Here is a 22,557-nt window from a genome sequence, read left to right as displayed (position 1 = left end):
TCGCAGAACCGTCACGCGTCGGGAGCGGGCTCGGCGGATTCGCGTTCGGCAATGGCCGCGGCCACCGTCTTGCCGGCGCGCGGATTGGCGGTGCTGATCCGGGTGAGGCGCCAGGTGATCCGCGGCGCGGCGGCGGCGTCGAAGGCGACGACGAGCTGCTCCGTGCGCCGTCTGCCGTCCGAAGCGGCCAGGAAGATGCTCTCCTCGAGCACGATCGGCAGCCCCCCGGCCTCGAAGCTCCAGACCTCGCCGGAAGCGAGCGCCAGCAGCGCGCCGCTGCCATCCCTGACGAGGCTGGCACGGACATTGGGGTGAAGATGAAAGCGGGCCGCGGCCGGCAGCGTTTCGCGCATTCCGCTCAGCGCGACCTCGTCCTCGCCCGAAAGCGTGGATCCGTCCTGGGCGAGCAGGAGGCGGCGGGTGTGGAGCGCGCCGATGCTGCGGCGGTAGCCGTCATGGCTCGCGACCCATTCCGGACCGTCGGCGCCGTCCTGGCGTGCGACGCGGACATCGCGCGGCCCGGAGACGATCCGCATCTCGCCGAGAACCATGCCGAAATTCGCACTGGAGCGATCGTCGAGAACGAGGGCGGAGTGGGCGGCGGTGCTGCGCGCGGCGAGCCTGAGTTCCGGCGGGCCGAAGCGGCTCGCGCCGCAATTGACGATGATGCGCTGCGCGCCGCTGGAAAATTCGAAGGCGAGGCAGCCGGCATGGGCCTCGATCGAATAGGCGCCGGGCGGCGGTGCGCCGGCATCGGCGACGACGACGCTGCGCCCCGCGGCGAGACGGCTATAGCCGGAATAGGCGGCATGCTCGGTCGGGCGGCCGCGCGCATCGTCATAGGCCGCGAGCGTCGCCATCAGGTCGGGTGCGGTCGTGCCCATGCCGTTGAACAGGGCAAGTGAACCGTCGCCGTGCCGGAACAGGCGCAAATGCGGCATCATCCGCTCGATCGCGGTCAGCACGCCGCGCGGCGGCTCGAGCCCGCGCGCCGCGAAAGTCTCCCGCAGCGGCAGCAGGTCGAGGAGAAGTTCGACGAGCAGGCGCGGATTGCGCGAGAGATGGCCGCCATCGGGCAGGATCTGTTCGTCCAACTCGTCGGAAAGCATCGTCTCGGCGCGGCGGCGGCGGGCGTCCTGCCCATCGAGGCAGATTGCGGCGAGGGTGACTGCGATCAGCGTGTTCAGCCGGTCGACCCCTTCCACAGCGCCGGCAAGCGCGAGGCTCAAACGGTCGGCCAGACGTGCGACATGGCGCAGGAAGCGCTCGTAGAAGACGTGATCGGCACCTTCCAGCAGGAGAGGCGAGTGAGAGAGGAGCGCGATCAGGCGGCGGGCGGCCACGGCCGGGCGGCGGGCGATGTCATGCCGCTCGCGGCGCCTGGCGATGAAATCCTCGACGAGGCTGCGGGCATTGGCGCGGGCGATCGCGGTGTCGGCTGCACGCATGTGGCGCAGCCAGCCGAAGCCGTACAGAGCCTCGGCCCAGGCGTCGCTCGGCGGCTCGACATCGAAGGGCGATTCGCCGTGGCTGCGCAGGGTGCGGCCGGCGAAGCTGTAGTAGCCGGCGTAGAAATCGCCGGCGGTCGTCGGATCGGCAGTGCGCAGATCATGCGGCGCGAAGAGGAGACGGGTCGGGGTGCTGCGCCCAAAGGGCCAGAGCTTGCGCGTCGCGCCGACGAACTGGCCACGGGTCCGCCGCGCCGCCCGTCCGATCGCGGCCTGGGCCAACCCCCGTCGCTCAGACCAGCCGCTCAAAACCCCCGTATGCTCCGTCCCCGGGCGCGGCCCGATGCCGCGCGGATAGTACCAGCGGAGCCGCGCCGTCCCAGCGCGCGAATCCTTGCCCCGTCATAGCCTGATCAGGCGGCTTGCGTAAAATCCCGCCCATCCGGAGAGGCGCGGGGATTCGCCCTTCAACTGGTGCGGCAGGGTCCGGATATCACCGTTTGCGTCGATTGCTTCTGCCAAACCGCCGATTTCGGCCGCCTCGACGGGTTTACGACGAAACTGGGGATGACGGACGAGAAAGGCGGCGATCTGCGCTTCGCCCTCGGCGGCTTCGAGCGAGCAGGTGCAGTAGACCAGCCGTCCGCCGGGCTTCGTCAGGGCGGCGGCCGCATCGAGCAGGCGCGCCTGCAGGCCGGCGAGCCGGTCGCGATCCTCCGGCAGCTTGGTCCAGGCGACGTCCGGGTGGCGGCGGATCGTGCCGGTCGCGCTGCAGGGCGCGTCGAGCAGAACGGCGTCGAAGGGTTCGGCCTTCCAGGTCGAGGCATCGGCAGTGGCGACATTCGCCGTCAGGCCGAGGCGGGCGAGATTGGTCTTCAGACGGCGCAGGCGCGGCGCCGAGCGATCCAATGCCGTCACATCGGCGCCAGCGACGGCGATCTGGGCGGTCTTGCCGCCGGGCGCGGCGCAGAGATCGGCGATGCGCTCGCCGGGTTGCGGCGCCAGCAGCTTCACCGGCAGCGCGGCGGCGGCGTCCTGCACCCACCACTCGCCCTCATCGTATCCGGGCAGCCCGGCGATGGCCTGCCGCTCGCGCAGCCGGACCGAGCCCGTCGGCAGGGCGATGCCGCCGAGAGCCTCGGCCCAGCGGGCGGGGTCGGCCTTGACGGTGATGTCGAGCGGCGGCTCCTCGCGATGGCTGGCGGCGATCGCGGCGGCGGTATCCTTGCCATAGGCGACGCGCCAGCTCTCGGCCAGCCAGGCAGGTGTGTCGCGGAAGGCGTCCATCTGCGTCTCGGCCAGGATCGCGTCACGCTCACGCACCAGCCGGCGCAACAGCGCGTTCCCCAACGCGGCATAACGGGCCGAGCGCGGGTCTTCGTGCAGATGCCGAATCGCGAGATCGACGGCGGCATGGTCGGGTACGTCGAGGAAGAGAATCTGTGCCGCTGCCGCCGTCACGATCGGCTCGAAGAGACCGGACCGCTGTGGGCTGCCCCGTTCAAGGCGGGCATCGACCGCGTGCTGGATCGTGCCCAGCCGGCGGAAGGCGGTGACGGCGATAGCGCGGGCGAGCCCGGCATCGGCGGCATCCAGGCCCGAATCCGGCAGCAGCCGCTCGAAGGTCTCGTCGAGCGCGACGTGGGCGCGCAGCACCTCGTCGATGACATCCGCGGCGAGGCGGCGCGCCGCGAGGCCGGGCGCATTGTCGCGCTTCGGGGCCGCCGCCTGCGGGCGGGGGCGCGAGGGGACGTGACCGGCCATCTCAGCCCCAGGGCCCGCGCTGGTGCGGCGGGTTGTCCCAAGAGCTGCCGCCGGCCTGGCCCCAGGGGCCGTTGCCGGCCTGGGCGGCGAACCCGGCTCCGGCAGCGCCGGTGCCGACGCCCATGATACGGGCCTGCTCCATCAGCGCGGCGATGCGGTTGCCGGTGTCGGGGTGGGTCGAGAACAGATTATCCATGCCGCCGCCGGTCAAGGGATTGATGATGAACATGTGCGCCGTAGCAGGCTTGGCCTCGGCTGTCTCGTTGGGAATGTGCTGGACGCCCGCCGCGATCTTGGCCAGCGCATCGGCGAGCCAGACCGGATTGCCGCAGATCTGCCCACCGAGCTTGTCAGCCTCGTACTCGCGCGAGCGCGAGATCGCCATCTGGATCAGGGCGGCCGCCATCGGCGCGAGGATCGACAGCAGGATCTGGACGATGAAATTCGGGCGGTTGTCGCGCGAGCCGAAGAACATGCCGAAGGTGACGAGCGAGGAGATCGCGCCGGCAAAGGTCGCGGTGATCGTCATGGTCAGCGTGTCGTGGTTCTTGATATGCGCGAGCTCATGCGCCATCACGCCGGCCAGTTCCTCATAGGTCAGCGTGCGCAGGATGCCTGTCGTCGCGGCGACGGCCGCGTTCTCGGGGTTGCGGCCGGTGGCGAAGGCGTTGGGCTGGTCCTCCTGGATCAGATAGACCCGCGGCATCGGCATGTTGGCGCGGGCGGCGAGGTTGCGGACCATGCCATAGAGCTCGGGCGCGCTGCGCTCATCGACCTCCTGGGCATTATGGGCGGCGAGCGCCAGCCGGTCGGAATTCCAGTAGCTGAAGAGATTGGTGCCGGCGGCGAAGATCAGCGCGATCAGCATGCCGCTACTCCCGCCCAGCAGGTAGCCGACGCTGAGAAACAGCGCGGTCAAACCCGCCATCAGCATGCCGGTCCTGACGTAGTTCATCGTATTCCCTTCGCTTGCCGGTACGAAAAAAGGGCGGATTACCCTCGCGAATGCCGGTTTCCTGCCTTATGTGGTGGGCATCGGCCCAATCCTGCAAGTCCGGGCCAAGAGCATTTTCGAGCGAAGTGGACGCCGGTTCGCGTGAAGAAAATGCGAAAAGGCAAAAACTTGGAGATGTTCCGCATGCCGGAAAAAGCCAGCGATGCCACGCCCGCACCTGCCATGACGGAGAAGGTGCTCTCGCCGGCGGCCAAGCGTGCTCTGGCCGAGGCCGAGGCACGCCGCGCCGCGATCGACGCCCATGCGGCGGAAATCGCCGGCCAGCGCGAAGTCAATGGGCGCGGCGGGCTGGACCCCGTGCGTTACGACGATTGGGAGGTGAAGGGCATCGCCAGCGATTTCTGAGAAGAGACCGCGAAAGGGAGTCTCTGTCGCCTCAATCGGCGCGAAGCTGATACACGGCGTTGCCGTTCAGGAATGCCGAACCCCGGTTCACCGAGCCGTCCCTCTGAAACATGACGTTCAGGTTTTCCATGAGGCAACTCGTGCCCGAGAAGCTCGCGGTGAGCACCGAGCATTCCCGCGCCGCCTGGCTGTAAAGTATTTTTCTAGCCTTCTCGGTGGCCGCCAGGTCTCCGGCTTCGCCATCGATCTCAATGCGAAAGTTTACGTTGATTCGTGTGGGCTGCCCGCGTCCGACCGACTGAGCGGCAAGGGGTGAGCTGGGGTTCGGCGTTTGCGCCCAAACGTCGAGATTCTGCATGAGGTAGCATGAGGCCGCTATGATGAGCGTGAGAAACAGTTTCGGCTTCATGGCACCTTCCTCTCGAACGCATCTCTTCTAGCAGCGTCGATACGAAAACCTCATGACTTCACTGCGTTATGGTTTATGTCGGGTCCGTTTGCAGGTGGCGGCGATTGCCAACTGCTTTCGGCTGCCAGAGGGAGGCAGCCAATAGGAGCCGATCATGACGAATGACGACCAGCGGCTCGCCGCCCTGCGCCGCCTTCTGGCGGAGGCCCATGACAAGCTCGGACTGAAGCTCGGCTTCCGGCTCTGGGACGGCAGCTCCGTGCCCGCCTCCTGGCCCTCTGACGGGCTCGCCATCGCCGTCGCCGATGCCGGCGTGCCGGCCGCGCTGATCCGCAAGCCCAAGCTCGACACGCTGCTCAATCTGCATATCACCGACCGCATCTCGATCCAGAACGGCTCGATCTTCGATCTCGCGGCGGCGCGCCCCGATGGCAAGGTCGGCAAGCTCGCGCGCAACATCCCGAAGAGTGCCGTCTTCGACGTTATCAGGCGCTTCGTCTTTGCGCCCGGAAAGGCCGAGGCCGCCGTTAGCCACCGCAAGGGCGACGAGATCGCGCGTGACGGCGCCCCGGCCACCAACAAGGCCAACATCGCCTATCATTACGACGTCTCGAATAATTTCTACCGGCTCTTCCTCGACGAGGAGATGGTCTACACCTGCGCCTATTTCACCGAGGATCACGGCGATCTGGAACGGGCTCAGCGCGACAAGCTCGACATGATCTGCCGGAAGCTGCGCCTGAAGCCGGGAGACCGTTTCCTCGACATCGGCTGCGGCTGGGGCGCGCTGGTCTGCCATGCCGCGCGCTATTACGGCGTCGAGGCCCATGGCGTGACGCTGGCGGAGGAACAGCTCGCCTTGGCGCGCGAGAAGGTCGAAAAGCTCGGGCTTCAGGGCAAGGTCACGCTCCATCTCAAGGACTTCACCCAGATGGAGGGGGAATTCGACAAGATCTCCTCGATCGGCATGTTCGAGCATGTCGGCATCCGCAATCATCCGTCCTATTTCCAGGCGGTGAACCGGCTACTGCGGCCGCGCGGGCTCTATCTGCATCATTGCATCTCGCGGCGCGCCAAGAAGACCGAGAAGGCCTTCAACAAGATGCCGGCGGAATACCGTGCGCTGGTGCGCTACATCTTCCCGGGCGGTGAGCTCGACCATCTCGGCATGTCGATCGCCAATCTCGAGCGCCACGGCTTCGAAATCCACGATGTCGAAGGCTGGCGCGAACACTATCAGCGCACGACGCGGCTATGGTGGGAAAGGCTCGCGGCGAACAAGGCGAAGGCCGAGGCCGAGATCGGCCCGGAGCGGACGCGGATGTGGCTGCTCTATCTCGCCGGCTGCTCGCTCGCCTTCGAGCGCGGCGGGGCGCTGGTCAACCAGACGCTGGTCTCGAAGCGGCGCAAGGGGCCGTCGGGCCTACCGCTGACGCGCGCAGACCTTTATCGCGACTGAGCGGCCCCCGGCCGGCGTGACGGCCGGCCATGCCGTTCATCCCTGCATATGCGGGTGGGAGTGCCCGGCTTGGGCCGGGCCATGACCTACTTCTTGACGAAGAGGTCGAGCTTTCCGTGATGTTCGGCCAGCAGGTAGTAGAAGGTCAGGCGGGATTTGGTCCGGTCTGCCTTCATATGCTCGCAGATCGCCTTGATCGAGCCGTCGAGATCGCCGGACTTCAGACCGAGTTTCTTCTTCAGGAAATTCTCGCGGACGCGGTCGACCTCGGCCGGGTCCGAGCAGGCGACGTAGCGGGTGTCGGGCTTGCTCATCACGAGCGCATAGGCCTTGGACATTCCGGCGAAGGCAGCATCGTTCAGTGGCTTCTTGGCGAACTTCTTCACGTCGGCGAGGTGATCCATCTGGTTGCCCCTTCCTGGCCCGTCGTGGCACGGGCGGTTGCGTGTCGCGGCCGGAGGTTAACGCGGTTCCCTTCGGGCGGCGAGGGGAAAAAGCGCGTGATTGCCGGCTTTTGGAGCGATTCGATGCGTCTTTCGTCGAAGCCCGGAATGCGTGGAGCGGATGGCGGGGCATTTGCCGATGTGGGTTGAGCGATCGGCGGCGTGGTGCTGCGATGCAGCATCCGCTGGAGCAACGCAATGAAGCCGACGATACTGATGGTGCCGCGCATGCCGGAGGCCCTGATCGCGCGGCTCAAGGAGAACTTCACCCTGCTGGGGCCGATGGAACGCTCTGCGCCGGACGCCTTGCCGCCTGGCGCGGAGCAGGCCGAGGCGCTGCTCACGATGGGAAGCCTCAGCACCGATGCCGCGCTGCTCGACGCGCTGCCAAGGCTCAAGCTGATCTGCTGCTATGGCACCGGGATCGAAGGCGTCGACCGTGCCCATGCCAAGGCGCGCGGCATTGCCCTCGCCAATGCCGGAGAGGCCAATGCCACTGGCGTGGCCGAGTTCGCGATGGGACTGTTGCTCGCCACCGCGCGGCAGATCCCGCAGGCCGACCGTTTCGTCAGGGCCGGGCGCTGGCAGGGCAATTCCGTCCAGCGCATGGCCTCGGTGCCGGGGCTGGCAGGGCGCAGGCTCGGCATCTACGGCCTCGGCGCGATCGGCAGCCGCATCGCGCGCCGCGCCGAGGCCTTCGAGATGGAAATCGGCTACCACAATCGCAGCCGGCGCGTTGATATGCCCTATCTCTATCACGACAGCCTGCTCGGCCTCGCCGACTGGGCGGACGTCCTCGTCGTCTCGGCCCGCGCCAGCGCCGAGAACCGCCATGCCGTCGATGCCGCCGTGCTGAAGGCGCTGGGGCCGCACGGGCATCTGGTCAACATCTCGCGCGGCATCGCGGTCGACGAGGGCGCGCTGTGCGCGGCGCTGGAGACCGGCGCGATCGCAGGCGCGGGGCTCGATGTCTACGAGCACGAGCCGCATGTCTCCGACAGGCTGAAGGCGCTCGACAATGTCGTGCTGACGCCGCACATCGCGGCCGCCTCGGACTCGGCTCAAGCGGCGCAGCAGGATGTCATGCTCGGCAATCTGCGGGCGTTCTTCGCCAGCGAACCGTTGCTCTCGCCCGTCACGATCTGAGAAGTCAGGGGAGAACGACCACCGGCGTGCCCATCTGGACGCGGGCGTACAGGTCGATCACGTCCTGATTATGCATGCGGAAGCAGCCATAGGAGGCGGCGGTGCCGATGGTGTTCGGCATGTTCGTGCCGTGAATGGCGTATTGTCCGCCGGGGCCGAGGCCGATGACGCGCGCACCCATCGGATTGCGCGGCGAGCCGCCGGGAATGACGTCGGGCAGGCGAGGATTGTCGCGCTTGACCTCGGACGGCGGAGCCCAGGCCGGGTCGACCTGCATCTCCTCGACATATTTGACGCCGCGCCATTGCTTGCCGGCCTTGCCGACCGCGATGGTGTAGCGAATAGCCTCGCCGGGAGAGACGACGAAATAGAGCTTCCGCTCGCCGGTGCGGATGATGATGGTGCCGGGCTCAAAGCGATCATCGCGCAGCCCGATGACGTCGCGTGCTTCGGCGCTGGTCAGGCCCGGCAGCAGCAAGGCTGCGGCGAGGCCGATGGCGGCAGCGTATCTGGCCATGGTCGAAACTCCCGTTCGGACGTGGACGGGGTTTAGTCCTCAGTCATGAAGCATGGGTTGAGCGATATGGTGAAGCCGGATTCAGGATGAAGGGCGGGTGAATCGCGATTCAGGCCGCAGGACGCGAGCGATGCTGCTGCGGCAGCAGGAACGGCAAGCCCGGGGCGGGCGCCCGGCTCAGGGTCAGGTCTACCTTGAACACCTGGCGTAGCAAGGCGTCGTCCAACGTCTTCGCCGGCGGCCCCTGCGCGATGATCTGCCCCTGGTCCATCACCACCAGATGGTCGGCATAGGTCACGGCGAGGTTGAGGTCGTGCAGGACGATCAGCACCGCGACGCCGCGGGCCGCGATGCTGCGCGCCATGTCGAGCAGGGCCAGCTGATGGCAGAGATCGAGGCTGGCGATCGGCTCGTCGAGGAAGAGCACCTGCCGCTCGGCGACGCTGCGGCCGGCCTCGAGCTGGCAGAGGACGCGGGCGAACTGCACGCGCTGCTGCTCGCCGCCCGAGAGCGTCTGATAGCGCCGGCCGGCAAGGTCGATCACCCCGGCGGCTGCGAGACTGTCTGCGACGATCGCCTCGCGGCGCTGGCGCGTCAGCGCCCGGCCTATGCCGTCGACGCCAAGGCTCGCGACCTCGTAGACGCTGAAAGGGAAGGCGAGGCGGGCATGCTGGGCCATGACGGCGCGCTGGCAGGCGAGGCGCCAGTGTGGCACCGCCGCCAGCGGCTCGCCGGACATGCGGATTTCCCCGCTGGCGGGCTTCGTCTCGCCGGTCAGGAGCTTGAGCAGGGTCGATTTTCCCGCGCCGTTCGGCCCGATCAGGATCGTGGTCGTGCCCCCGGCGAGCTGCAGGTTGGCGTCGGCGACGAGCCGGCGACCGCTGGCGGCGAAGCTCGCGCCATGGGCGGAGAGGATGGGTGTCGCTTCAGACATCGAGAGCGCTCGTGCGTCGCAGCAGCAGCCAGAGGAAGAAGGGCGCGCCGATCGTGGCGGTGACGATGCCGATCGGCAGCTCCGCCGGGACAACGATCAGCCGCGCGACGATGTCGGCGCCGACCAGCAGCATCGCGCCGCCGAGTGCCGAAAGCGGCAGCAGCAGCCGGTGATCCGGCCCGACGCAAAGCCGGATCAGATGCGGCACGACGATGCCGACGAAGCCGATCATTCCGGCCGAGGCGACGCTGGCGCCGACGGCGAGCGCGACCAGCAGGATCGCCAGCGCCTTGATGCGCTGGACGGGGATGCCGAGGTGATAGGCCTCGGCCTCGCCGAGCATCAGCCCGTTCAATCCGCGCGCCAGCAGCGGCATGGTCAGCAGCAGCGGCAGGATGATTGGCGCGACCACTGAGAGCTTGGTCCAGCTCGCACCGCCGAGGCTGCCGAGCGACCAGAAGGTCAGGTCGCGCAACTGCCGGTCGTCCGACATGAAGGCGAGCAGGCCGGTCAGCGCGCTCGCCATCGCACCGAGCGCGACGCCGGCCAGCAGCATGGTGGCGACCGAGGTCCGGCCGCCGCGCGTGGCGATGACATAGAGCGCCAGCGTGGAAACGAGGCCGCCGCAGAAGGCGCCAACGGGCAGGGCGGCGAAGGGCAGTTTCATCACAGTGCCCGCCAGGAAACTGTCCCCCAGCACGATGGTGGCGGCCGCGGCCAGGGCGGCGCCGCTGGAAACGCCGACGAGGCCGGGGTCGGCCAGCGGGTTGCGGAACAGGCCCTGCATCAGGGCGCCGGAGATGGCGAGGCCGGCGCCGACGAGCAGGCCGAGCAGTACGCGCGGCAGGCGGATGTTGAGTACGACGAGCGCATCGCGACCATCCAGCAGCGTGGCGTCGCCCGTCAGCTTTGCCATCAGGATTTCGGCGACGCGCCCGGGAGGAATCGAGATGGCGCCCTGGCCGATCGCGACGATGGCGATCAGCAGGCAGACCAGGGAGAGGCCGACGACGGCCAGCAGGCCGATGCGGCGCCTGCCGGCGATCAGCGTCGTCAGCGCGTTGGAAGCGATAGCGGGGGCGGGTGCCGCAAGCGTCACGGGGCGGCGGCCGTCTTCAGCGGCGGGATCGCCGCCTCCGGATAAATCGCGGCCATCAGATCGCGTGCCGCCATCGGCGTGCGCGGGCCGAAGCCGAGCAGATAGAGCCCGTCCATATGGACAAGCCGCTTGTCCTTGGCCGCGGGCGTCTGGGAGAATGACGGCATGGCGAAGAGTTCGTCGGGGGTGGTGTTGTGGGCGCTGCTGTTGCGCATCATCAGCACCATCTCGGGCGCGGCTGCGGCGATCGCCTCGTCCGTCATCGGCTTGTAGCCTTCGATCGCATCGGCGACGTTGATGCCGCCCGCCAGTGAGATGATCGCATCGGCCGAGCTGTTGCGGCCGCCGACGAGGGCGCGGCCATTCTGTAGCGAAAGCAGGAAGAGGACCCTTTTCTTCTTCGTCATGCCGGAGCGCAGTGTTGCCAACTCGTCGAACCGGGCCTTGGTCTGCGCCGCAAGGCGCTCGGCGGGAGCCGCAGCGCCGATCGCAGCCCCTATTGCGGCGATCTTCGTGGTGACGCCTTCCGGGGTCAGCCCGTCGTTGATGCGGGCGATCTTCACGCCGGATTCGTTCAGCAGCGAAACGGCGTCAGGCGGGCCAGCGCCGTCGATCAACATGATCAGCGAGGGCTTCAGCGAGAGGACGCCCTCGGCCGACAGCGCGCGGACGTAACCGACATTCGCCTTGTCCTTCAGCGCCTCGGCCGGGAACTGGCTGGTGGAATCGACGCCGACGATCTGATCCTGCAAGCCGAGCGCATAGATCACCTCGGTGATGACGCCACCGGCGACGACGATGCGTTCGGGTGCCTGGGCCAGGGCGGGGCCAAAGGAGCCGAGCGCGGCCAGGCCGAGCAATGACAAGGCCGAGGCCGCCAGTTCCCGCCGGTTCGGTTGCGCGGGACCGGAATGCATCGCTCGGTCGCGTGAGCCAGACATGTTGCAACTCCGTTCGGACGCGAGCGATGGGCTGCGGCCATTGCAATTCAGACCGATTTAAAAGATCGGCTCGTTTAGAATGGTTCAATACAAAGTAAATTCTTGTTTTTAATTCCTCAAAACAAGAATTGACCAGATGTATTGTTGACGGTGATATTCATCTTTACTACAAGGGGTCAAGGGCAGCGCCTGTGCGCCGCCGGCTTCGGTCGCGGCGCGTCGTCGCGCGGCCGCTCCCGGCGCGCATTCTCCACGGTAGACGCTTCGCCAGGCGTGTATCCGGGAACGGCGATGACCGGCCGCGCAGCGGCACCGTTCCATTTCAGCCGTCTCGCGGCTTCACATGCAGGATGCGTCGATGTTCATCGCCATGAATCGCTTCAAGGTCGTCAAGGGCGAGGAGGTCGCCTTCGAGACCGTCTGGTCCTCACGCAAGAGCCGGCTCGACGAGATGCCCGGCTTCATCGCCTTCCACCTGCTCAAGGGGCCGGAGAAGGAGGATCACACGCTCTACTCCTCGCACACGACCTGGGCCTCGAAGGACGACTTCATCACCTGGACGAAGTCGGACCAGTTCCGCGAGTCGCATCGCAGTGCCGGCCAGCCGCGTCCGAAGCCGATCTATCTCGGTCATCCCGAGTTCGAGGGCTTCGAGACAGTGCTGAGCGAGACCAACCCGCACCTTCCCCGCCAGGCGGCCGAGTAAGGCGGCGGCTATGACGACTGCCGACGTCGCGACCCGCGATCCGATCGAGCATGCGCGCGCGCTGCTCGCTGCCAAGCCCGACGGCCTCATCGAGGCCGTGGCGCGTGAGGCGAATGTCTCGACGCGCGCGGTGCTCGAGCTCCTGCCTGGCGAGCAGCGCCTCTTCGTAGCGCCTGGGCGCTTCGAGGATGTCTGGAAGGACCTCGCGACCTGGGGCACTGTGCTCTTCCTGATGCACACCCCCGACATCGTGCTGGAATGCGAAGGCGCGCTGCCGGTCGGCAGCTTCGCCCATGGCTACTACAACATCCATGGCGACAGCCCCATTGGCGGCCATATCAAGGCCGAGAACTGCCGCGCGATCTATCTGGTGGACCGCTCCACGGCGCAGGGCCGGCGGGCCTGCTCGGTCCAGTTCTTCAACGGCGTCGGCGAGGTGATGTTCAAGATCTTCGTGCGGCGCGATGCAGCGCGTCAGCTCCTGCCGGATCAGCTGGCGCGGTTCGAGGCGCTGAAGACCAAATTCGTCTGAGCCGCAAAAAAGGCGACATGGTGCGGTTCATGCGCCGTGACCCGGGGGCGGGGATCATCGCCCCCTCTCCAGCTATCGGCCCGTGACCAAGTTTAATCGATCGTTAACCATACAGGCGCAGCCTCCTCGGCAGAAGGCGCGTCACCCGTGAATCAGTCCGCCGATCGTTCTTCCGTGAAGAATGGCGTGGGACCGGCACGAGACGGCCCATCCGATCATCCGAGCGTGGATGTCGATATGACCGCTCAAGTCGTCCTGGAACGGGTGCAGCTGCCGCCACGCCAAGCCACCGGGCGCCTGTCGGCGGGCCGGCGCTTTGTGGCGGCACGCGCGCCGCTGCTGCGCTCCAGCCTGAGCTCTTCGATTCTGCTCGGCCTGCGCTTCATTCAAGCGCGGCTGATCTCGGTATGGGGGCTGCTGGTCGCCGCCATCCTCTGCCCGCCTTTCGTCTTTGCCGCCTTCGCCGTGTTCTCGGCGTTGGTCAATTTCGTTTCGATCGCGGCATTGCTGCGGCTGGAAGCCGTCTTCTTCCAGAGTGCTGATCGCGCGCGTCTCGGGCGTGCCTTCCGGCTTGCCGCGGCCGTCGGCCTGGCGTTCTGCGGTGTCGCCGCGATCTTGCTGGTCGGGCTGGTGCTGTCCGGCTGGGTCGCCCCGGCGATCGCCCTGCTGTTCCTCGTTTCGCTGTCGGCGCGCGCGGTGCTGAGGCTGCTCTGGACCGAGGCGACCGCCGAGGGAGACTTCCGCGCGATCGGCAACAGCAACGTCGTCCAGGCCGTCGCGCAACCCGCGGTCATGTTGATCCTGATCGGCATCTTCGGGCCGAAAGCGCTCGCCCTCTTCATGGCCGATGCGCTGGGCCATGTCCTTGCTGCTCTCTATCTGCTGCGACGGCGCTGGCGCGCGATCTTGCCGTTCGTCGAGCCGCATCTGTGGTCGTGGCAGAGCCTGCTTGTCGCAGCCTATCATTGGCGAAGCGTCCCGCTGACATGGCTGCCGAGCGCGCTGCTGGCCTATGGCTTCGCGATCGCACCCGTGTTGGCGCTGCCCTACGCCGCCAATACGGCGCTCGCTGCGCAAGTCGCACTATCGATGCGCTTGCTCGACATGCCGACGCAGATGTTCGGTACGGTGTCGGCGCCCATCGCGCTCAACCGGTTGCGCGCCTATGCGGGGCCGCGCCGACGTTTCGTGGCACGGGTGATGGCGCTGGGCCTGATCGCTGCTGCGGCGATGCTGTTCGGCGCGATCGCCGTGGTCGCGACTTTGGTCGAGCCGCTGTTCGAGGGAACCCATTGGGACAATCTCGGCCCGGTTCTGGCGCTTCTCGCGCCGTTCTACGCCGGCATTGCGGTGCTGACGCCACTCCAGGACATGGCGACGCTATCGCGCCAGCCAGCCTGGCAAGTGCTGATCAATGCACTGGCCCTGGTCGCGATCATCGCGGCGATGAACTGGTTCAGAGCGTTGTCGCCGGAGCTCCTGCAGGCGATCGGCCTGATCTCGATCCTGCGCGCGCTGGTCCATACGGGCTTCATCTGGCTGCACCTCGGGGACGCAGAGACCGCGCCGGTCGTCGGCAGCCCGGCGCGCTGAGCCGACGACGGCTCGGTCACTCCCGACGGATCAGCCTGTCGGCGATCAGCGACGAAACCACGCCCGGTTTGAATTCGCGCTCGAGCCGCTCCGGATCGTAGATGGTCTCGACCCAATCGAGGAATGCGATCCCCTTGGCCTCGCCCTCGCGGCGATAGGCCTCGAAGAAGGCATCCAGAATTCCGGTCTTGGCAAAGCGGAAATGGCCGTAGCGCAGCGAGAGCTGCCGCATGGCTTCCGCGAGCGGGCGCTTTTCGTGGATCAGGAGATAGAGGGCGGAGAAGAAGCCGGCCCGGTCCGCGCCCGACTTGCAATGCACCAGCACGGGTTCCTGCAGGCTCGCGAAGAAGTCCTTCGCATTGAGGATCGTCTCGCGGTCCGGCGCGCCGCGCGAGCGCAGGACGAAATCGATCAGGGCAATGCCGTGACGCTCGCAGGCTTCCTTCTGCAAGGGCCAGGAGCCGTGCTCGCGCCCGCCGCGCAGATTGACGATCGTCTTGATGCCCCGGCGGGCAAAGCCGGCGATCTGATGCGGTGCCGGCTGGGCCGAGCGCCAGAGCCGCGGCGTCACCCGATGCGTGTTGAGATAGGCCAGGCGGAAGATGCCGTGGTCGACGAGCAGCATGTTGGCCCAGGCGCGCAGGCGCTGGCCGCGGCTCTCGATCGGCCGGTCCCAGCGTGCGATGCGTGCCATGCGACGGGCGTAACGCTCTTCATCGGGGCGTAGCCGGGTCAGCACGGAAAAGCCTTGGTCGATTTCATGCAGCGCCCGATACCAGCGTGACTCCGGCAGCGCAAATCATTGGGCAACCGAAAACCAAGGAAGGGGTTGGACTTTTTGCTCCGAACTTGCATAAGGCCCGGCGAAATTTTGTAACGACAGGTTCCCCATGCGCATCGACGCCATCTCCATCGGCAAGAATCCGCCCGACGAAGTCAACGTCCTGATCGAAGTGGCGATCGGAGGCGAGCCGATCAAGTATGAGATGGACAAGGACGCCGGCACGCTCTTCGTCGACCGCTTCCTCTACACGCCGATGCGCTATCCGGGGAATTACGGCTTCATCCCGCATACGCTCTCGGAGGACGGGGACCCCTGCGACGTCCTCGTCGCGAATACGCGCCCGCTGGTGCCGGGTTCCTACATCGCGGTTCGGCCGATCGGCGTGATGCTGATGGAGGACGAGGGCGGCGGCGACGAGAAGATCATCGCCGTGCCCGTGCCGAAGCTGACCAAGCGCTACGAGAACGTGCACAACTACACCGATCTGCCGCAGATCACGCTCGACCAGATCCAGCACTTCTTCGAGCACTACAAGGATCTCGAGCCCGGCAAGTGGGTGAAGCTCAAGGGCTGGGGGGACGCCGCGGAGGCCAAGAAGCTGATCATCGAGGCCATGGAGCGCGCCAAGGCCGCCAAGAAGGGCTGATCCCGGCGCCCCGCGATCCAGATGTTCACGGGGCTGCGCCATGCGCGGCCCCGTTTTCTTTTCAGGCTGCGATCGCTGCCGCCAGCGCGACCGTCCGGCGCGCCATGTCGGCGTGCAGCAATTCGACCATGCGGCCGTCGAGCTGGATCGCGCCCTTGCCGGTGTTCTCCGGCAGGTCGAAGGCGGCGATGATGGCGTTTGCTCGTGCCAGCTCGGCCTCGTCGGGGGCGAAAACCGCGTTGGCGATGCCGACCTGCGAGGGATGGATCAGTGTCCTGCCGTCGAAGCCGAGATCGCGCCCCTGCTCGCATTCGGCGCGGAAGCCGGCCTCGTCCTTGATGTCGTTGTAGACCCCGTCCAGGATGTCGATGCCATGGGCGCGGGCCGCCAGAATGGCCTGCGTCAGCCAGGGCAGCATCGGCGCGCGGCCGGGCACGAAGCGGGCCCGTGTCTCCTTGGCGAGATCGTTGGTGCCCATGACGAAGCAGGACAGGCGCGTCGCGGGGTCGCGGGCGGCGCGCGCGATGCGCTCGACGTCGAGGATGGCGAGCGGGGTCTCGATCATCGCCCAGACGGCGATAGCGGGGTCGGCCCACAAGCCGGTCAGCTGTCCGCCGATCTCCTGCAGGGTCTCCGGCGCCGAGACCTTCGGGACCAGGATCGCCTGCGGCAGCGCCTCCGTGGCGGCAGCCAGATCATCGGCGAACCAGGGCGTTCCGACACCATTGACGCGGATAACCAACTCGCGCCGGCCGTAGCCGCCGGCCTTCACCGCGGCGCAGACCTGCTCGCGCGCGGTAGCCTTGGCGTCGGGGGCGACTGCATCCTCAAGATCGAGAATCAGCACATCGGCTGCGATCTCGCGGGCTTTTTCCAGCGCGCGTGCATTCGAGCCCGGCATATAAAGGGCGCTGCGGCGGGGGCGGATCGTCGTCATCTTCTCTCCTGACTCGGCCGGCTTGTGCTGCACTGCACAGTAGAGCAACGCAGGCGCAATACCAGCTCTGCGAAAGGCGAAGGAGAGGGGCATGGCATGGTTGGCCGGGGTCGACGGCTGCAAGGCGGGCTGGATCGTCGCCATGGCTTCTGCCGATGGACGGGCCGCGCCGCTCGTCCAGGTGGTGCCGCACTTCGCCGATCTGTTCGCGGGTGAGATCGTGCCCGCGATCGTCGCGGTCGACATGCCGATCGGCTTGCCGGATCGGGTGAAGGGTTCCGGACGCGGGCCGGAGCAAGCGGTGCGTGCCCTGCTGGGCGACAGGCAATCCTCCGTGTTCGCGATCCCCGCGCGTTGCGCTGTCGAGGCCCGCGATTATGAACAGGCCTGCGCGCTGGCCCTCGCCCATTCCGAGCCGCCGCGGAAGGTGTCGAAGCAGGGCTTCCATCTCTTCCCGAAGATCCGGGAGATCGACGTCCTGCTGCGGGCCGAGCCGTCGATGTGCGAGCGCGTTTTCGAGGTTCATCCCGAACTGGCCTTCCGGACGATGAAAGGCGATCCGCTCACGCATCCGAAGAAGATCAAGGGTGTCGTCAATCCGTCCGGCATGGCCGAACGACGCGACCTGCTACGGGCGGCGGGGATCGCGCGGGAAGCCGTCTCGGCGAGGCCGCCGCGGGGCGCGGCCGGCGACGACCTTCTTGACGCACTGGCGGCGCTGGTGGTTGCCCGGCACATTGCCGCCGGGCACGGGAAGCCCTTCCCCAATCCGCCGGGACGCGATAGCCACGGGCTTCCGATTGCGATCTGGACCTATCGTCCGGTCTCCGAGCCTCAACAGGATATCGTCATGAGCGCACGTCCCGTCACCCGTCCGATGATCGAGGAAGCGGCGGCGCGCATCGCCGGCCATGCCCGGGTTACCCCGGTGATGCGGCTGGGCACGGGCGCTTTCGGCTCCGAGGCGGATGTCTCGCTCAAGCTGGAATGCCTGCAGCATGCCGGCTCGTTCAAGACGCGCGGCGCCTTCAACAACCTGCTGTCGCTGCCGGTGCCGGCGGCGGGCGTCTCGGCCGCCTCCGGCGGCAACCACGGCGCGGCCGTCGCCTATGCGGCGATGAAGCGCGGTGTGAAGGCGACGATCTTCGTCCCCGAGATTTCGCCCGCGGCCAAGATCGAGGCGATTCGCCGGTTTGGCGCCGATGTCGTGGTCGGCGGTGCCCAGTATGACGATGCGCAGGCAGCCTGCGACCGCTTCGTCGCCGAGACCGGCGCGCTGAAGATCCACCCCTTCGCCGCGAAGGAGACGATCACCGGGCAGGGCACGCTTGGCCGCGAATGGGATCTGCAGGAGCCCGACCTCGACACCGTGCTCGTCGCGGTCGGCGGCGGCGGGCTGATTTCCGGCATCGCGAGCTGGTTCGCCGGCAGCAAGGTCAAGGTCGTCGGCGTCGAACCGGAGGGGTCGCGCGCCCTGCAGGCCGCCCTCGATGCCAAGGGACCGGTCGAGGTGAAGGTCGCGTCGGTCGCCGCCGATTCGCTCGGTGCCCGCAATGTCGGTCAGCTCGTCTACGACGTGACGAAGGACAGCGTCGATCATATCGCGCTGGTGCCGGATGCGGCGATCACCGAGGCGCAGGCAGTGCTCTGGCGCGATTTCCGCCTGGCGGTCGAGCCGGGTGGAGCGGCGGCATTGGGAGCGCTGCTCTGCGGCGCCTACCAGCCCGCGAAGGGCGAGCGGCTCGGCGTGCTGGTCTGCGGCGCGAATATCGATCTGACGAAGCTCGCGGCGATCGTGGGTTGATCGGGGCGTCATTCTCGGGCGCCGCGCAGCGGTGACCCGATAACCTCCTGAGGAGCAGGGCGCGCCTCCTTCACGAAACGCTCGCGTCAAGCCCGCGCATGCTGCTCGTGCTTTCGTCGGGGCTGGACGATCGCCTTCGTTGCAGCGCAAAATCGCACGCGATCAGGAGGTGACGCATGTCAGGCTCTGCGCCCAAGACCAGTTCCGGCCGCTTCTTCGAGGATTTCCACCTCGGGGACACCATCGTCCATGCGACGCCGCGCACGGTGACGGCGGGCGATGTTGCGCTCTATACGGCCCTCTATGGTCCGCGCTTCGCAGTGCAGTCCTCCGAGGCTTTCGCCCGCGCCGTCGGCTATCCGGCCGCGCCCGTCGACGATCTGCTGGTCTTCCACATCGTCTTCGGCAAGACCGTGCCGGATGTTTCGCTCAATGCCGTCGCCAATCTCGGCTATGCCGACGGGCGCTTTCTCAAGCCGGTCTTCGCGGGCGACACGCTCTCCACCACGTCGGAGGTGATCGGGCTGAAGCAGACGTCTGCGGGCGATGCCGGCATCGTCTATGTCCGCTCCATCGGCCGCAACCAGCATGGCGAGATCGTGCTGAGCTATGCGCGCTGGGTGCTGGTGCGCAAGCGCACGCCGGGCACGCCGGCCCATGCCGAGCAGGTGCCGGAGCTGGCCAAGGCCGTCCAGCCGGAAGCGCTCGGCGAGGGTTGCCCGCCCCTTGATCTCGCAGCCTATGATGATGCGCTCGCGGGCTCGTCCTTCCGCTGGAGCGACTACGCGGCCGGCGAACGGATCGACCATGTCGACGGCATGACCGTCGAGGAGGCGGAGCACCAGCTCGCGACGCGCCTCTACCAGAACACGGCCAGGGTGCATTTCGATGCCCATGCGGCCCAAGGCAGCCGGTTCGGCAAGCGGCTGATCTATGGCGGCCATGTCATCAGCCTGGCCCGGGCTCTCTCCTTCAACGGGCTCGGCAACGCTTTCCACATCGCCGCGATCAATGGCGGGCGGCATGTCGCGCCGCTCTTCGCCGGCGACACCGTCTATGCCTGGAGCGAGGTGCTGGCGAGCGCGGAGCTGCCGGGCCGCAGCGATGTCGGCGCGCTTCGTCTCAGGCTCGTCGCGACCAAGAACCGGCCCTGCGCCGACCACCCGTTGAAGCTGGGCGACCAGTATGATCCAAGCGTGATTCTCGATTTCGACTACTGGGCGCTGATGCCGCGCTAAGCCTTTTGTAACGAAATGACGATTTTCATAATCTGTAACTTCGTTCTGCGCGTGCCGCATTGCAGCGCCGGAACGGTTTCGTTAGAGAACCAGTCACTCTAGAATGATCCCAAATGGGTCCGCCGTCTTTCAGCGGGCCGCTTGATCGGAGAATGATATTGGCCGAGGTCAAGCCCGCTGCTCGCCCGCTTTCGCCGCACCTTCAGATCTATCGCTGGTCCTGGACGATGGCGATGTCCGTCGCCCATCGTGTCACCGGCACGGGGCTCTATCTCGGCACGGTGCTGATCGCCGCCTGGCTGGTTGCCGCCGCTTCCGGCCCGACCGCCTTCGACGCGGCGCAGGCCATCGCCGGCTCCTTGCTCGGCCGCCTCGTGCTGTTCCTCTACAGCTTCTCGCTGATCCACCACATGCTCGGCGGTCTCAGGCATTTCGTCTGGGACATGGGCAAGGGCTATGAGCTGCAGACGCGCATGAACCTCGCCAAGTTCACGCTGATCGGCTCCGTCAGCCTGACGGTCCTGATCTGGATCGTCGCGCTGGCCCTGCGCTGAGGAGTTCGCCATGCAGTCCAATTCCTCGATGCGCACCCCGCTCGGCCGCGTCCGCGGCCTGGGTTCCGCCAAGTCCGGCACCGGCCATTTCTGGCTGCAGCGCGTTACTGCGGTCTCGAACCTCATCCTCACGGTAATCTTCGTGGGTATCGTCATCGCGCTGGTCGGCCGGCCCTATCCGGCCGCGGTCGCGCTTTTGTCTAACCCCTGCGTCGCGATCCTGATGCTGCTCTTCATCCTGTCGGCCTGCATCCACATGCGGATCGGCATGCAGGTCATTATCGAGGATTACGTCACCAGCGAGGGTCCCAAGATCCTCGCCGTGATGGCCAACACCTTCTTCGCCATCGTTGTCGGCGCGGCCAGCGTCTACGCGGTGCTGAAGCTGTCTTTTGGAGGCTGATCCGATGGCGATCACCAAGTCCCGCCCGGTCCCGGCCTATACCGGCACCGCCTATCCGATCACTGACCACACCTTCGACGTCGTCGTCGTCGGCGCCGGTGGCGCGGGTCTGCGCGCCACCGTCGGCTGCTCGCAGGCCGGCCTGCGCACGGCCTGCATCACCAAGGTGTTCCCGACCCGCTCGCACACCGTCGCCGCGCAGGGCGGCGTCGCCGCCTCGCTCGGCAACATGGGCAAGGACACCTGGCAGTGGCACATGTACGACACCGTCAAGGGGTCGGACTGGCTCGGCGACCAGGACGCCATCGAATATCTCGTGCGCAACGCGCCGGCCGCCGTCTACGAGCTCGAGCACTGGGGTGTGCCCTTCTCGCGCACCGAAGACGGCCGCATCTACCAGCGCCCCTTCGGCGGCATGACCACCGAGTTCGGCGAGGGCCCGCCGGCCCAGCGCACCTGCGCCGCCGCTGACCGCACCGGCCACGCCATGCTGCACACGCTCTATGGCCAGGCGCTGCGCTACAACACCGAGTTCTTCATCGAGTACTTCGCCATCGACCTGATCATGGACGAAGACGGCCATTGCCGGGGCGTGATCGCGCTCAAGCTCGATGACGGTACGCTGCACCGCTTCCGCTCGCAGCAGACCATCCTGGCGACCGGCGGTTATGGCCGCGCCTATTTCTCGGCGACCTCGGCCCATACCTGCACCGGCGACGGCGGCGGCATGGTGCTGCGCGCCGGCCTGCCGCTGCAGGACATGGAGTTCGTGCAGTTCCATCCGACCGGCATCTACGGTTCCGGCTGCCTGATCACCGAGGGCGCGCGCGGCGAGGGCGGCTATCTCACCAACTCGGAGGGCGAGCGCTTCATGGAGCGCTATGCCCCCTCGGCCAAGGACCTCGCCTCGCGCGACGTCGTCTCGCGCTCGATGACGATGGAGATCCGGGCTGGCCGCGGCGTCGGCAAGAACAAGGATCACATCTACCTGCACCTCGACCATCTCGATCCGAAGATCCTGCACGAGCGCCTGCCGGGCATCTCGGAGAGCGCCAAGATCTTCGCCGGCGTCGACGTCACCCGCGAGCCGATCCCGGTGCTGCCGACCGTCCACTACAACATGGGCGGCATCCCGACGAACTATCACGGCGAGGTGCTGACCAAGGTCGGCGGCGATCCGGATACGGTCGTTCCCGGCCTGATGGCGCTGGGCGAGGCGGCCTGCGTCTCGGTGCATGGCGCCAACCGCCTCGGCTCCAACTCGCTGATCGACCTCGTCGTCTTCGGCCGCGCGGCGGGACTGCGCTGCGCCGAGACGGTCACGGCCGGCGAGAAGCAGCCGGAGCTGCCGAAGGGCTCCTCCGACCTCGCGCTCACCCGCCTCGACAAGTACCGCAACGCCTCGGGCGCCACGCCGACCGCGGTGCTGCGCGACCGGATGCAGCGGACGATGCAGGACAACTGCGCCGTCTACCGCACCGGCGAGACGCTGGAAGAGGGCCACAAGCTTATCCACGAGGTCTGGGGCGGCATCACCGATGTCGGCACCAAGGATCGCTCGCTGATCTGGAACTCCGACCTGATCGAGACGCTGGAATTCGACAACCTGATCACCCAGGCGGTCGTCACCATGGACTCGGCGCTGAACCGTCCGGAAAGCCGCGGCGCCCATGCGCGCGAGGACTATCCGAACCGTGACGACAAGGACTGGATGAAGCACACCCTGTCCTGGATCGACGACGAGAAGCGCACGGTCACCCTCGACGACCGGCCGGTGCACACGTACACGATGTCCAACGACATCGAGTACATCAAGCCCAAGGCGCGGGTGTACTGAGGA

At 67.1% G+C, this 22,557-nt stretch carries 23 protein-coding genes; 12 read left to right on the top strand and 11 right to left on the bottom strand.

The features are described 5' to 3' along the window. Positions 1 to 11: 11 nt before the first annotated feature. The 3 genes from AC1DNE_RS15850 to htpX form a co-directional block, all read right to left on the bottom strand. Positions 12 to 1,730 (bottom strand): heparinase II/III family protein, encoded by a 1,719-nt coding sequence (locus AC1DNE_RS15850; protein WP_476841116.1) that lies wholly within the window; start codon positions 1,728 to 1,730, stop codon positions 12 to 14. Positions 1,731 to 1,850: 120 nt separating this feature from the next. Next, a complete protein-coding gene (locus AC1DNE_RS15845; RefSeq protein ID WP_441469469.1) occupies positions 1,851 to 3,212 on the bottom strand; it encodes an RsmB/NOP family class I SAM-dependent RNA methyltransferase in 1,362 nt (453 codons plus the stop codon). A 1-nt stretch (position 3,213) separates the two neighbouring features. Beyond that, positions 3,214 to 4,167 carry a zinc metalloprotease HtpX gene (gene htpX / locus AC1DNE_RS15840; RefSeq protein ID WP_441469468.1) on the bottom strand — a complete coding sequence of 318 codons (954 nt, stop codon included), beginning with the start codon at positions 4,165 to 4,167 and terminating at the stop codon, positions 3,214 to 3,216. Positions 4,168 to 4,350: 183 nt separating this feature from the next. Here htpX and AC1DNE_RS15835 point away from each other — a divergent pair, with 183 nt between their 5' ends. Next, on the top strand, positions 4,351 to 4,572 hold the full coding sequence (locus AC1DNE_RS15835; RefSeq protein WP_441469467.1) for a DUF1674 domain-containing protein: 222 nt from the start codon (positions 4,351 to 4,353) through the stop codon (positions 4,570 to 4,572). A 31-nt stretch (positions 4,573 to 4,603) separates the two neighbouring features. Here the strand turns inward: AC1DNE_RS15835 and AC1DNE_RS15830 are convergent, their stop codons facing one another. After that, on the bottom strand, positions 4,604 to 4,981 hold the full coding sequence (locus AC1DNE_RS15830; protein WP_441469466.1) for a hypothetical protein: 378 nt from the start codon (positions 4,979 to 4,981) through the stop codon (positions 4,604 to 4,606). Between the two features lie 154 nt (positions 4,982 to 5,135). On the opposite strand from AC1DNE_RS15830, the gene AC1DNE_RS15825 reads away from it, so the two are divergent. Then, positions 5,136 to 6,440, top strand: a complete 1,305-nt coding sequence (locus AC1DNE_RS15825; protein ID WP_441469465.1) for a class I SAM-dependent methyltransferase — start codon at positions 5,136 to 5,138, stop codon at positions 6,438 to 6,440. Positions 6,441 to 6,526: 86 nt separating this feature from the next. On the opposite strand, the gene AC1DNE_RS15820 is transcribed toward AC1DNE_RS15825, so the two are convergent. Further along, entirely contained in the window at positions 6,527 to 6,844 is a 318-nt protein-coding gene (locus AC1DNE_RS15820; protein ID WP_441469464.1) for a DUF2853 family protein, read from the bottom strand. A gap of 237 nt (positions 6,845 to 7,081) precedes the next feature. On the opposite strand from AC1DNE_RS15820, the gene AC1DNE_RS15815 reads away from it, so the two are divergent. Then, on the top strand, positions 7,082 to 8,029 hold the full coding sequence (locus AC1DNE_RS15815; RefSeq protein ID WP_441469463.1) for a 2-hydroxyacid dehydrogenase: 948 nt from the start codon (positions 7,082 to 7,084) through the stop codon (positions 8,027 to 8,029). Positions 8,030 to 8,033: 4 nt separating this feature from the next. On the opposite strand, the gene AC1DNE_RS15810 is transcribed toward AC1DNE_RS15815, so the two are convergent. From AC1DNE_RS15810 to AC1DNE_RS15795, 4 genes are all read right to left on the bottom strand, one after another. After that, complete coding sequence (locus tag AC1DNE_RS15810) at positions 8,034 to 8,546, bottom strand: L,D-transpeptidase (RefSeq protein WP_441469462.1); 513 nt, start codon at positions 8,544 to 8,546, stop codon at positions 8,034 to 8,036. A 109-nt stretch (positions 8,547 to 8,655) separates the two neighbouring features. Then, positions 8,656 to 9,480, bottom strand: a complete 825-nt coding sequence (locus tag AC1DNE_RS15805; RefSeq protein WP_441469461.1) for a heme ABC transporter ATP-binding protein — start codon at positions 9,478 to 9,480, stop codon at positions 8,656 to 8,658. Beyond that, positions 9,473 to 10,579 carry a FecCD family ABC transporter permease gene (locus AC1DNE_RS15800; protein ID WP_441469460.1) on the bottom strand — a complete coding sequence of 369 codons (1,107 nt, stop codon included), beginning with the start codon at positions 10,577 to 10,579 and terminating at the stop codon, positions 9,473 to 9,475. The genes AC1DNE_RS15805 and AC1DNE_RS15800 overlap by 8 nt, the downstream gene beginning before the upstream one ends. Then, positions 10,576 to 11,520: a heme/hemin ABC transporter substrate-binding protein gene (locus AC1DNE_RS15795; protein WP_441469459.1), complete on the bottom strand. Its 945-nt coding sequence runs from the start codon at positions 11,518 to 11,520 to the stop codon at positions 10,576 to 10,578. Before AC1DNE_RS15795 ends, AC1DNE_RS15800 begins: the two co-directional genes overlap by 4 nt. A 358-nt stretch (positions 11,521 to 11,878) precedes the next feature. On the opposite strand from AC1DNE_RS15795, the gene hmuQ reads away from it, so the two are divergent. The 3 genes from hmuQ (at position 11,879) to AC1DNE_RS15780 (ending at position 14,351) form a co-directional block, all read left to right on the top strand. Further along, positions 11,879 to 12,226, top strand: coding sequence for a heme-degrading protein HmuQ (gene hmuQ, locus AC1DNE_RS15790; protein ID WP_441469458.1), 348 nt, complete (start codon positions 11,879 to 11,881; stop codon positions 12,224 to 12,226). Between the two features lie 10 nt (positions 12,227 to 12,236). Then, positions 12,237 to 12,758, top strand: coding sequence for a heme utilization cystosolic carrier protein HutX (hutX, locus tag AC1DNE_RS15785; RefSeq protein ID WP_441469457.1), 522 nt, complete (start codon positions 12,237 to 12,239; stop codon positions 12,756 to 12,758). A gap of 237 nt (positions 12,759 to 12,995) precedes the next feature. Next, positions 12,996 to 14,351 carry a hypothetical protein gene (locus AC1DNE_RS15780; RefSeq protein WP_441469456.1) on the top strand — a complete coding sequence of 452 codons (1,356 nt, stop codon included), beginning with the start codon at positions 12,996 to 12,998 and terminating at the stop codon, positions 14,349 to 14,351. A gap of 16 nt (positions 14,352 to 14,367) precedes the next feature. Here AC1DNE_RS15780 and AC1DNE_RS15775 read toward each other — a convergent pair whose 3' ends face one another. Further along, positions 14,368 to 15,045, bottom strand: a complete 678-nt coding sequence (locus tag AC1DNE_RS15775; protein WP_441469455.1) for a fused DSP-PTPase phosphatase/NAD kinase-like protein — start codon at positions 15,043 to 15,045, stop codon at positions 14,368 to 14,370. Positions 15,046 to 15,241: 196 nt separating this feature from the next. Between AC1DNE_RS15775 and ppa the strand changes: the two genes are divergently transcribed. Then, positions 15,242 to 15,781 (top strand): inorganic diphosphatase, encoded by a 540-nt coding sequence (gene ppa, locus AC1DNE_RS15770; protein ID WP_441469454.1) that lies wholly within the window; start codon positions 15,242 to 15,244, stop codon positions 15,779 to 15,781. Between the two features lie 61 nt (positions 15,782 to 15,842). On the opposite strand, the gene AC1DNE_RS15765 is transcribed toward ppa, so the two are convergent. Continuing rightward, positions 15,843 to 16,718, bottom strand: coding sequence for an HpcH/HpaI aldolase/citrate lyase family protein (locus AC1DNE_RS15765; RefSeq protein ID WP_441469453.1), 876 nt, complete (start codon positions 16,716 to 16,718; stop codon positions 15,843 to 15,845). A gap of 91 nt (positions 16,719 to 16,809) precedes the next feature. Between AC1DNE_RS15765 and AC1DNE_RS15760 the strand changes: the two genes are divergently transcribed. The 5 genes from AC1DNE_RS15760 (at position 16,810) to sdhA (ending at position 22,554) form a co-directional block, all read left to right on the top strand. After that, positions 16,810 to 18,522 (top strand): serine/threonine dehydratase, encoded by a 1,713-nt coding sequence (locus tag AC1DNE_RS15760; protein WP_476803711.1) that lies wholly within the window; start codon positions 16,810 to 16,812, stop codon positions 18,520 to 18,522. A 176-nt stretch (positions 18,523 to 18,698) separates the two neighbouring features. After that, entirely contained in the window at positions 18,699 to 19,760 is a 1,062-nt protein-coding gene (locus AC1DNE_RS15755) for a MaoC family dehydratase (RefSeq protein WP_441469451.1), read from the top strand. A 152-nt stretch (positions 19,761 to 19,912) separates the two neighbouring features. Further along, positions 19,913 to 20,314, top strand: a complete 402-nt coding sequence (gene sdhC / locus AC1DNE_RS15750; protein ID WP_441469450.1) for a succinate dehydrogenase, cytochrome b556 subunit — start codon at positions 19,913 to 19,915, stop codon at positions 20,312 to 20,314. 10 nt (positions 20,315 to 20,324) lie between these two features. Beyond that, positions 20,325 to 20,717 (top strand): succinate dehydrogenase, hydrophobic membrane anchor protein, encoded by a 393-nt coding sequence (gene sdhD / locus AC1DNE_RS15745; protein WP_441469449.1) that lies wholly within the window; start codon positions 20,325 to 20,327, stop codon positions 20,715 to 20,717. Between the two features lie 4 nt (positions 20,718 to 20,721). Further along, positions 20,722 to 22,554 (top strand): succinate dehydrogenase flavoprotein subunit, encoded by a 1,833-nt coding sequence (sdhA, locus tag AC1DNE_RS15740; protein WP_441469448.1) that lies wholly within the window; start codon positions 20,722 to 20,724, stop codon positions 22,552 to 22,554. Positions 22,555 to 22,557 lie beyond the last annotated feature (3 nt).

This window comes from Allobosea sp. 05L423, assembly GCF_056397745.1.
Note: the sequence above shows the minus strand (reverse complement) of the source record. Positions and strands in the feature narration are given on the sequence as shown.

Coding starts and splice junctions, on each gene's coding strand:
- AC1DNE_RS15845 (WP_441469469.1), bottom strand. CDS start 3,212: ATGGCCGGTCACGTCCCCTCGCGCCCCCGCCCGCAGGCGGCGGCCCCG.
- htpX (WP_441469468.1), bottom strand. CDS start 4,167: ATGAACTACGTCAGGACCGGCATGCTGATGGCGGGTTTGACCGCGCTG.
- AC1DNE_RS15835 (WP_441469467.1), top strand. CDS start 4,351: ATGCCGGAAAAAGCCAGCGATGCCACGCCCGCACCTGCCATGACGGAG.
- AC1DNE_RS15830 (WP_441469466.1), bottom strand. CDS start 4,981: ATGAAGCCGAAACTGTTTCTCACGCTCATCATAGCGGCCTCATGCTAC.
- AC1DNE_RS15825 (WP_441469465.1), top strand. CDS start 5,136: ATGACGAATGACGACCAGCGGCTCGCCGCCCTGCGCCGCCTTCTGGCG.
- AC1DNE_RS15820 (WP_441469464.1), bottom strand. CDS start 6,844: ATGGATCACCTCGCCGACGTGAAGAAGTTCGCCAAGAAGCCACTGAAC.
- AC1DNE_RS15815 (WP_441469463.1), top strand. CDS start 7,082: ATGAAGCCGACGATACTGATGGTGCCGCGCATGCCGGAGGCCCTGATC.
- AC1DNE_RS15810 (WP_441469462.1), bottom strand. CDS start 8,546: ATGGCCAGATACGCTGCCGCCATCGGCCTCGCCGCAGCCTTGCTGCTG.
- AC1DNE_RS15805 (WP_441469461.1), bottom strand. CDS start 9,480: ATGTCTGAAGCGACACCCATCCTCTCCGCCCATGGCGCGAGCTTCGCC.
- AC1DNE_RS15795 (WP_441469459.1), bottom strand. CDS start 11,520: ATGTCTGGCTCACGCGACCGAGCGATGCATTCCGGTCCCGCGCAACCG.
- hmuQ (WP_441469458.1), top strand. CDS start 11,879: ATGTTCATCGCCATGAATCGCTTCAAGGTCGTCAAGGGCGAGGAGGTC.
- hutX (WP_441469457.1), top strand. CDS start 12,237: ATGACGACTGCCGACGTCGCGACCCGCGATCCGATCGAGCATGCGCGC.
- AC1DNE_RS15780 (WP_441469456.1), top strand. CDS start 12,996: ATGACCGCTCAAGTCGTCCTGGAACGGGTGCAGCTGCCGCCACGCCAA.
- AC1DNE_RS15775 (WP_441469455.1), bottom strand. CDS start 15,045: ATGGCACGCATCGCACGCTGGGACCGGCCGATCGAGAGCCGCGGCCAG.
- ppa (WP_441469454.1), top strand. CDS start 15,242: ATGCGCATCGACGCCATCTCCATCGGCAAGAATCCGCCCGACGAAGTC.
- AC1DNE_RS15765 (WP_441469453.1), bottom strand. CDS start 16,718: ATGACGACGATCCGCCCCCGCCGCAGCGCCCTTTATATGCCGGGCTCG.
- AC1DNE_RS15760 (WP_476803711.1), top strand. CDS start 16,810: ATGGCATGGTTGGCCGGGGTCGACGGCTGCAAGGCGGGCTGGATCGTC.
- AC1DNE_RS15755 (WP_441469451.1), top strand. CDS start 18,699: ATGTCAGGCTCTGCGCCCAAGACCAGTTCCGGCCGCTTCTTCGAGGAT.
- sdhC (WP_441469450.1), top strand. CDS start 19,913: ATGATATTGGCCGAGGTCAAGCCCGCTGCTCGCCCGCTTTCGCCGCAC.
- sdhD (WP_441469449.1), top strand. CDS start 20,325: ATGCAGTCCAATTCCTCGATGCGCACCCCGCTCGGCCGCGTCCGCGGC.
- sdhA (WP_441469448.1), top strand. CDS start 20,722: ATGGCGATCACCAAGTCCCGCCCGGTCCCGGCCTATACCGGCACCGCC.